Below are 2,393 nucleotides of genomic sequence, written 5' to 3'. Positions count from 1 at the left end.
TTGGAAACAAACAGAATGCTATCGCTGCATAGTTGAACAGTGATGTTCAGCAGTGTTCAGCGTAAATGTATCAGCTAGCCGTCGAGGTGTTGCTTGAGCAGGTCGTTGGCCAGCTTTGGATCTGCCCGTCCCTGAGTTTTTTTCATCAATTGCCCGACAAAGTAGCCGAAGAGCTTGGTTTTGCCCCCCCGATACTGCTGCAGTTGCTCGGGGTTTTCTGCCAGCACCTCGGCGATCATCTGCCCCAGCAGAGCGCTATCCGAGATTTGGGTCATGCCCTTAGCTTCCACCAGGGCGCGGGCCGACCCGCCTTTTTCCAGCAGTTCCGGCAGGATCTCCTTGGCGATTTTGCTGGAGATGGTGCCCCGCTCGATGAGACCGATCAGCTCGGCCAGGGTTTCCGGCTTCAGGGCAATGTCGGGATAGTCCAGCTTGTGGGTGTTGAGGTAGCTGGCGATGTCGCTCATCATCCAGTTGGCGGCTGCTTTCGGGTCGGCACCGGCGGCGATCACGGCTTCAAAGTATTCGGCGGTGTTGCGTTCATCGCTGAGGTAGCGGGCATCGTACACCGAGAGACCGTACACCTCCTGGTAACGTCGCCGCTTCACACCGGGCAATTCCGGCAGCTCTGCCCTCCAGCGGGTTTTCTGCGCTTCGGTAACGCGAATCGGCGGCAGATCCGGCTCCGGGAAATACCGATAGTCGCTGGATCCCTCTTTCTTGCGCATGCTGATGGTGCGCTGGCTGTTTTCTTCCCAGAGGCGGGTCTCTTGCACGATCCGCTCGCCTGCCTCCACAGCCTTGACTTGGCGGTTGAACTCGTACTCGATGGCCCGTTGGATGGCGTTGAAGGAGTTCATGTTTTTAATTTCCACCTTCGTGCCAAAGGTCTCGCACCCCAGCGGACGTACCGAGATGTTCACATCACAGCGCAGGGATCCCTCCTGCAGGTTGCCATCGCACAGCCCGGCATAGCGCAGGATGCGGCGCAGCTCTTGCACGTACTCTGCCGCTTCTTCCCCGCTGCGGATGTCCGGCTCGCTGACGATCTCGATGAGGGGAACCCCCGCTCGGTTGAAATCCACCAAAGAATAGCTGGATCCCGACAGGCGATCGCTGCCAGCATGTACCAGTTTGCCCGCGTCTTCTTCCATGTGCAGACGGGTGATGCCGATGCGCTTGGTGCGACCGTCGCTGAGCTGGATCTCGATCCAGCCGTGGGTGGCAATTGGCAGGTCGTATTGCGAGATTTGGTAGTTTTTGGGCAAGTCGGGGTAAAAGTATTGCTTGCGGTCGAACTTGCTGTAGGGGGCAATGGTGCAATTCAAGGCCAAACCGGCTTTGACCGCGTACTCCAGCACCTTTTCGTTCAACACCGGCAGGGTGCCGGGCAAGCCCATACAAATCGGGTCGATATTCGTGTTGGGGGGAGCGCCAAATGCCGTCGCGCTGCTGGAAAAGATCTTGGAGCGGGTGCTGAGCTGGCAGTGAACTTCCAACCCGATCACAGCTTCATATTGCACTTTGGCGGGGGCAGCAACAGTCATGGGATGGGAAAAACTTGCGGTGTAACCATTCTAGTGCGACCTTGGGGGATCCCAGCTCATGGGCAGTTTCTGAGGACGGCAGCTCAGAACCAGCGGACGAAGCTGAAGTGCTGCAGGTCAAAGAAATCCTTGGAACAGCCAAACTCCTTCAAACGGTAGGGCGAATCTCAAAGGTGGCTAGACCTTCCGGCGGCTCAGAACGTTGCTCAACGGCCTCCACAACCGAACCGGGGCTGCCCTGTTGGCACCAGCGCAGCATCGCCTCCACTGCGGCAGGGGATCCTTCAAAAACAGCCTCTACACGACCATCCCGCAAATTGCGCACCCACCCTTGAACACCCGCATGGAGAGCCATCGCTTCGGTGTGGGCTCGAAACCCCACGCCCTGAACCCGCCCCCGTATCCAGACGTGAACGCGAACCCTGTCACTCATGCCGACTGGGATCCCTCCGGTGTGCTGCAGGGTTCTGGCGGCTCGGTCGGCTTCGCCGGGGTCTCTCGCCGATCCAGCCATTCCACGAGAACGTTGACAAGGACAATCAACCCCAGGATCCCCAGCGAGATCCCACAGGCGTACCCAATCGCTTGCCACAGCACAGGAGACATGAGCCCAACCTCACGAAGAATGCTTGTGCAGAAGAACCCACCCTTCAAGCACCTTAACAGATGCCGGATCCCCAGCGACCTACGGCCCGCTTCGCGAGCATCCATTTTGACCCTTCCAATCCCAAAGGGTTCCCCGCCAGCTCAAAATCTCTGCGCTCGAAAGTTAACAAAACGCGCGGAATTCCCCACCCTCTGTAGGGTGGGGATGGATAGCGCCACTGGATTTGTGGAGCACTCAGA

At 58.3% G+C, this 2,393-nt stretch carries 3 protein-coding genes; all 3 read right to left on the bottom strand.

Translation table 11 applies throughout. The features are described 5' to 3' along the window. Positions 1-74: 74 nt before the first annotated feature. The 3 genes from gatB to NW849_RS14160 all read right to left on the bottom strand — a co-directional run bounded on the left by gatB (position 75) and on the right by NW849_RS14160 (position 2,153). Positions 75-1,547 carry an Asp-tRNA(Asn)/Glu-tRNA(Gln) amidotransferase subunit GatB gene (gene gatB, locus NW849_RS14170; RefSeq protein ID WP_414358471.1) on the bottom strand — a complete coding sequence of 491 codons (1,473 nt, stop codon included), beginning with the start codon at positions 1,545-1,547 and terminating at the stop codon, positions 75-77. A 148-nt stretch (positions 1,548-1,695) separates the two neighbouring features. Then, the gene (locus NW849_RS14165) at positions 1,696-1,980 is read right to left on the bottom strand and encodes an acylphosphatase (protein ID WP_414358470.1); all 285 of its coding nucleotides are present in this window, start codon (positions 1,978-1,980) and stop codon (positions 1,696-1,698) included. Next, on the bottom strand, positions 1,977-2,153 hold the full coding sequence (locus NW849_RS14160; protein ID WP_414358468.1) for a hypothetical protein: 177 nt from the start codon (positions 2,151-2,153) through the stop codon (positions 1,977-1,979). The genes NW849_RS14165 and NW849_RS14160 overlap by 4 nt, the downstream gene beginning before the upstream one ends. Between the last annotated feature and the right edge of the window lie 240 nt (positions 2,154-2,393).

This window comes from Synechococcus sp. R55.3 (assembly GCF_047461975.1).
In the GTDB taxonomy this organism is placed as follows: domain Bacteria; phylum Cyanobacteriota; class Cyanobacteriia; order Thermostichales; family Thermostichaceae; genus Thermostichus.
The sequence above is the reverse complement of the archived record's forward strand: the minus strand, read 5'-3'. Positions and strand labels throughout refer to the sequence as shown.

Excerpts from the sequence above, each read along its gene's own strand:
- gatB (WP_414358471.1), bottom strand. The coding sequence starts at position 1,547 with ATGACTGTTGCTGCCCCCGCCAAAGTGCAATATGAAGCTGTGATCGGG.
- NW849_RS14165 (WP_414358470.1), bottom strand. The coding sequence starts at position 1,980 with ATGAGTGACAGGGTTCGCGTTCACGTCTGGATACGGGGGCGGGTTCAG.
- NW849_RS14160 (WP_414358468.1), bottom strand. The coding sequence starts at position 2,153 with ATGTCTCCTGTGCTGTGGCAAGCGATTGGGTACGCCTGTGGGATCTCG.